Origin of the sequence: Kitasatospora sp. NPDC057198, from assembly GCF_042670125.1 — a bacterium.
Taxonomy (GTDB): Bacteria; Actinomycetota; Actinomycetes; order Streptomycetales; family Streptomycetaceae; genus Kitasatospora.
In genome coordinates this window covers 1-5,629 of sequence record NZ_JBHUWH010000488.1, presented here as the reverse complement: position 1 = coordinate 5,629, position 5,629 = coordinate 1, and the positions used below count along the sequence as shown (strand labels likewise).

At 75.1% G+C, this 5,629-nt stretch carries 5 protein-coding genes and 1 pseudogene; 2 read left to right on the top strand and 4 right to left on the bottom strand.

The genetic code is table 11. The features are described 5' to 3' along the window. From ACFUEL_RS33860 to ACFUEL_RS33845, 4 genes and pseudogenes are all read right to left on the bottom strand, one after another. A pseudogene (locus ACFUEL_RS33860) lies at nt 1–703 on the bottom strand (translation initiation factor 2); the annotation flags it as partial. A 239-nt stretch (nt 704–942) separates the two neighbouring features. Next, nucleotides 943–2,814 (bottom strand): flavin monoamine oxidase family protein, encoded by a 1,872-nt coding sequence (locus tag ACFUEL_RS33855; RefSeq protein ID WP_380241111.1) that lies wholly within the window; start codon nt 2,812–2,814, stop codon nt 943–945. 115 nt (nt 2,815–2,929) lie between these two features. Further along, nucleotides 2,930–3,280 carry a hypothetical protein gene (locus ACFUEL_RS33850; protein WP_380241110.1) on the bottom strand — a complete coding sequence of 117 codons (351 nt, stop codon included), beginning with the start codon at nt 3,278–3,280 and terminating at the stop codon, nt 2,930–2,932. Continuing rightward, nucleotides 3,270–3,635, bottom strand: a complete 366-nt coding sequence (locus ACFUEL_RS33845) for a hypothetical protein (protein WP_380241108.1) — start codon at nt 3,633–3,635, stop codon at nt 3,270–3,272. Before ACFUEL_RS33845 ends, ACFUEL_RS33850 begins: the two co-directional genes overlap by 11 nt. Before the next feature lie 132 nt (nt 3,636–3,767). Between ACFUEL_RS33845 and ACFUEL_RS33840 the strand changes: the two genes are divergently transcribed. Further along, nucleotides 3,768–5,057: an MFS transporter gene (locus ACFUEL_RS33840; RefSeq protein ID WP_380241106.1), complete on the top strand. Its 1,290-nt coding sequence runs from the start codon at nt 3,768–3,770 to the stop codon at nt 5,055–5,057. Then, nucleotides 5,054–5,335 (top strand): sulfurtransferase TusA family protein, encoded by a 282-nt coding sequence (locus tag ACFUEL_RS33835; RefSeq protein ID WP_380241104.1) that lies wholly within the window; start codon nt 5,054–5,056, stop codon nt 5,333–5,335. The genes ACFUEL_RS33840 and ACFUEL_RS33835 overlap by 4 nt, the downstream gene beginning before the upstream one ends. Nucleotides 5,336–5,629: the final 294 nt, after the last annotated feature.

Genomic DNA, 5,629 nt, shown 5'->3' with positions numbered 1-5,629 from the left:
CAACCACATATACAACCAAAACCACGGCGATCCGGTACTCGTCCACGGGCAGGTGCAGGGCCAGTTCCAGCGGCAGGCCGTGGCGGCGCGCCAGCAGGCTCTCCGGACCCCAGGTGGTCAGCACCGCCAGCAGCGTCCGGTCGCCGACGCCGAGCCGGGCCCGGTAGGTGTCGCGGCGGCCGGTCGACTCCCGCATCCGGTCCAGCGTCGGATCGCCGACCACGACCGCGCGGGCGGCGGCCGGCGGGCAGAACTCGGTGAGCCGGGCGAGCTGCTCGTCGTGCCCGAGGCCGTGCAGGTCGGCCCACGGTTCGCCCGCCGCGAGCAGGAACGCCGGGTCGAGGCCGGACGGCAGGCGGGGCGAACCCTCGTCCGCCAGCGCCTTGTTGAACCCGGCGCCGTGCGGCAGCAGCGCGCGGACCCGGCCGGACAGGCTGGTCAGCGCGCCCTTGGGGCTGGTGGAGAGGACCAGGTCGAAGTGCCGTTCGCGGGCCTCGTCGAAGTCCACCACCCGGGCGCCGGCCCGGTCCAACACGGCCAGCGCGTCCGTCCCGAACCGGGAGCCGGGCACCAGGGTGAACCAGCGGTCGATCCGCGGGTCGCCCTCGAACACCGGCAGCACGTCCAGCAGCCGGTTCAGGGCCACCGCGGAGCGGAACGCCAGCAGCACCGAGGACCGCTGGTGGCGGACGGCGTCAGGCATGGGCCGATGCTATCGGCGCCCCGACCGGCCCGCCGCCCGACTCGCCGCCCGTTCGGGGCCGACCGGCTGAACGCGCGTCAGGGCCCGTCCGGCGGTGCACCACCGGACGGGCCCTGAGCGGGCGTCAGTCATCAGCCATCAACCATCAGCAGTCAGCAGCCAGCCGCCGTGACCGACCCTGCCCCGGCCCTGACCCGGTCCTGACCCGGTCCTGACCCGGCCCTGCCCTGCCCCGGCCGTCAGCCGGAGGTGAGCTGGACGGCCGCCTCCACGCCGGAGGCGATCGCGCCGGAGATCCACGCGTGGTAGCGCGGCTGGCAGTGGTCGCCCGCGAAGAACAGCCGGCCCTCGACCGGGGCGGCGACGTGCGGGCCGAGGCTGAGCAGCTGGCCGGGGGTCTCGATCACGGCCTCGCCGAGCGCCCAGCGGTTGCGCAGCCAGGACTGCGAGACGTGCCGGTCGGTGGCGTAGCGGCGGATCCGCTCGCCGAACAGGCCCGCCAGGTGGTCGAGCGCCTCGGTGTGCCGGTCGGCGGGAGTGAGCGCGTCGAAGCGCAGCGCGTCCTCGGCCCAGTTGTAGGCGGCCAGCACGATGCCGCCGGGCGCGCCGTCGTCGCTCGGGTGGGAGGGGAAGTAGACGAACCGGCTGGCCTCGTCCGAGACGCAGCCGCCGCCGACCGCCGCCACCGCGTCCCCGTGCGGGGCGGGCCGGTATTCGGCGCCCAGCTTCGCCTTCCAGGTGTCCTCGTCCCACTCCCACCAGCGCTCGGTGAACTCCACCAGCACCTTGTGCGCGGTGTCGTGCTTGAGCTCGGCGATCGCCCGGCGCTTGGCGTACGGCAGGATCGGGTCGAAGTCGACGTGCCGCAGCGCCGCGTACGGCACCGCCAGCACCACCGCGTCCGCCCGGTACTCGCAGCGGTCGCCGCCGACCGCGCCCTCGCACGCCTCGTCCTCCGGGCCGGTCTCCGGCTCGGCGACGACCGTCACCCCGCCGCCGTCCAGGCGCACCCGCGTCACCACCCTGCCGCGCTCGATCGGCAGGTCCCTGGCGAGCGCCTCGGTCAGCGCGTCGGTGCCCGCGCTGAACTCGAAGTAGGTGACCGCCGGGTTGATGTCGGAGGCGTCGAACACCGAGTGCAGGAAGCCGTACGACAGCCGGCTGGTCAGGTTCTCCAGCGTGCCCACCGCCTGCACCTGGGCGTCGCTCCAGCCCTCGCTCTCCTGCAGGTAGCGCAGCAGCGAGTAGCCGTCCAGGTCGTACAGCAGTTGCGCCATGCCGGTCACCCGCTGCTCGATCGGCTTGTCGCTCCAGGAGCCGTCACCGTTCTTCACCATCGTGTACGCGCGGGCGGTGTCCAGGGCGCGGTCGAAGGCGGCGGCCGCGGTCAGGCCGCTGTCCCAGCCGAAGCTCTTGTTCACCGGGCCCGGGTCGGCCGCGTACGCCGCCTTGCTGACGGTCTGCCCGTTCACGTGCACCAGCCGCCCGCCCAGGCCCTTCGGCGCGGTGTACGCGGGCGCGGTGCCGGTGGCGAACTCCTCGCCCGTCCACGACCGGTAGACCACCCGGGCGTCCCCGGAGGACAGGTCGGGCTGCGGCGGGACGTCCACCAGGTGGAACGGGCGGCGCGGCACCTTCAGGTGGTCGGCCAGCGCGAGGGTCAGCACGTGGCTGGACGGGATCCGCATCGCGCCCGCCTCCGCGTGCAGCCGCGGGTCCTGCCACAGGTCGCCGCGGAAGGTCTTCACCCGGCCGCCGACCCGGCTCCGGTTCGCCTCCAGCACCCGCACCTTGTGCCCGGCCGCCATCAGCAGCCGCGCGCACACCATGCCCGCCACGCCCGCGCCCACCACCAGCACCTCGCGCGAGGTGGCCGGACGCAGCCGCTGACGGCCGGTCAGCAGCTTCAGGTAGTCGAGCGTCAGGTCGCGGTGGTCGGCGTCGGTCAGCAGGATCCGGCGCGCCATGGTCAGCGCCGCCTCCTGCCGTGCCGGGTCGGGCGGCGGGGCGGCCGCACCGACCGCGCGGGAGAGGCCGGTGCCGGGGCCGGCCAGGGCGGCGGCGGTCATCGCACCGCCGGAGGCGAGGAACAATCCACGTCGAGAGATCACCCGCCACACCCTGGCAGCGCCCACCCGCCCGACACGCCGCCTCCGCCTACGAACGACCCGCCGCTCACCCGCACGGGGGCGCTCGACGCACACCCCGGCGCACGCGCCCCGCCGCTCACCCCTCCCGGGGCAGCGTCCACGCGGGGTCGCCGTCGGGCGGCGCCGGAACGACCGCCCACGCGCCGCGGTCGGCGCCCTCGTCCCAGTACGGCACGGTGGCACCGGCGTTGTCGGCGTAGTACATCCGGTGCGCCCAGTACTCGGGCTCCTCGTGGCACACCAGGTCGGGGTACGGCTCGAACTCCAGGCTCCCCCAGGAGCGGTTCAGCCGGGCCACCGCCTCGGCCCGGGAGATCCCGAAGGACTCCAGCACCTCGACGACCTCGCAGAGGAACCGGGTCGTCCCCCGGTCGGCCTTCATCACCAGTCCGTACGCCGCGGGGCCCCGGCCGTCCTCACGCGCCACGGGGCAGCGTCCACGCGGGATCGCCGTCGGGCGGCGCCGGAACGACCGCCCAGGTGCTCCGGTCGGCGTCCGGCTCCCAGTACGCCACGGTGGCGGCGCTGCCGTCGTCGTAGTACATGCCGTGGGCCCAGTGCTCGGGTGCGTCGTGGCACATCAGGTCGGGGTAGGGAGCGAACCGGTGTTTTCCCCAGGAGTAGTTCATCCGGGCCACCGCCTCGGCCCGGGAGATCCCGAAGGACTCGAGTATGGCGGTCATCTCCAGCAGGAACACGGTCATTCCGGCGTCCGCCGTCATCACCAGCCCGAACCCGGGCAGCGTCGGCCCCCCGGCGCAGTAGTCGTCCTCCGGCGTCACGCGACCCCTCCCCGGTCCGGCCCCTCCCGGGCGGGTTGCCCGGCAGGCTGCCCGGCACGTTACCCGGTGGTTCCGCCCGGGAGGGGCGTCGGTACCATATTCCAAGGATCCATGGATGATCGAGGAGAGCCCGTGACCGGTACCACCGTCGACCCCGCCGTGCAGCGGCACGTCCTGCGCGTCCTGGTGGTCTCGCAGGTACTCAGCGGCGCGGGCCTCGCCGCGGGCATCACCGTCGGCGCCCTGCTCGCCGAGGACATGCTCGGCAGCACCGGACTGGCCGGACTGCCCAGCGCCCTGTTCACCGCGGGCAGCGCGTGCGCGGCGATCGCCGTCAGCCGGATATCCGCCGCCCGCGGCCGCCGCCCCGGCCTCGCCGCCGGGTACGCCACCGGCGCGGTCGGCAGCGTTGGCGTCATCACCGCCGCCGCCCTGGACAGCCCCGCCCTGCTGTTCGCCGCGCTCTTCGTCTACGGCGCCGGCACCGCCACCAACCTCCAGGCCCGCTACGCCGGGGCCGACCTCGCCGCCCCCGGCCACCGGGCCCGCGCGGTCTCCACCGTCCTGGTCGCCACCACCCTCGGCGGCGTCCTCGGCCCCAACCTGGCCGCACCCACCGGCGACCTCGCCCACGTCCTCGACCTGCCCCGACTGGCCGGACCCTTCCTGCTCGCCGGACTCGCCTACGCCGCCGCCGCACTCGTCCTCGCCACCCGCCTGCGCCCCGACCCGCTGCTGCTGGCCCGCGCCACCGCGGCCACCGCCACCACCGCCACCGCCGTTCCGGCCGCTGCCGGTGTCCCCGCCGAAACGCCGGTCGAGGTGCCCGTCGAGGTGCCCGCCGATCCGGCGGCCGCCGCCCGGATCCGCAACCGCGTCCTGCTCGGCGCACAGGTCATGGTGGTCACCCAACTGGTGATGGTCGCCGTGATGACCATGACGCCCGTCCACATGCGCGACCACGGCCACGGCACCGCCGCGTCCGGCCTGGTCATCGCCCTGCACGTGGCCGCGATGTACCTGCCCTCCCCGCTCACCGGGCGGCTGGTCGACCGGCACGGCCCGCTCGCCGTCGGCGCCGCGGCCGGCCTCACCCTGCTCGCCGCCGGACTCGTCGCCGCCCTCGCCCCCGCCGACTCCGTCGCGCTGCTCGCCCTTGCCCTGGTCCTGCTCGGACTCGGCTGGAACTTCGGCCTGGTCTCCGGCACCGCGATCATCACCGACGCCGCCCCGCTCGCCACCCGCGCCAGGACCCAGGGCAGCGTCGACGTCGCCATCGCCGTCTCCGGCGCTGCCGGCGGTCTCGCCTCCGGCACCGTGGTCGACCTGGCCGGGTACTCCGTGCTCGCCCTCGGCGGCGGCCTGCTCGCCCTGGTGATCCTCCCGGCCCTCGCCACCACCGCCACCCGGACCCGCCGGTGACCGCCCCCACCCCCGCACTCACCGTCGACGGCCGCGGCCTGCTCTGCGTCACCCTGCTGCTGCGCCTGCGCGCCGCCATCACCGGCGCCCCGCCCGGCACCCTCGTACACGTCCTGGCCACCGACCCGGCCGCCCCCCTCGACCTGCCCGCCTGGTGCCACCTCACCGGCCACCACTACCTGGGCGAACCCGCCCCCGGCCAGTACGCCCTGCGGCTGACCGCGACCCCCGTCCCAACCCGCCCGGACGCCCCCTGGCACCGCGAGCCGCCGGCCTGAACTCCGGTCCGGCTTCCGGCGTTCGGTCGCCTGCGTCAACTCCCGCCTCCTGGCGCCGCGAGCCGCCGTCTCGAACTCCGGCTCGGCTTCTGGTAGCTGGCTGCCGACGTCAACTCCCGGTCCTCTGGTGCCGCGAGCCGTTGGCCTGAACTCCGGCCCGGCTCCCGACAACTGGCTGCCGACGTCAACTCTCGCCCCCTGGTGCCGTGAGCCGTCGGCCTGAACTCCGGTCCGGCTCCTGGTTTCTGGTTGTCGGCGTTAGCTCCCGATCCTCTGGCGCCGTGAGCCGCTGGC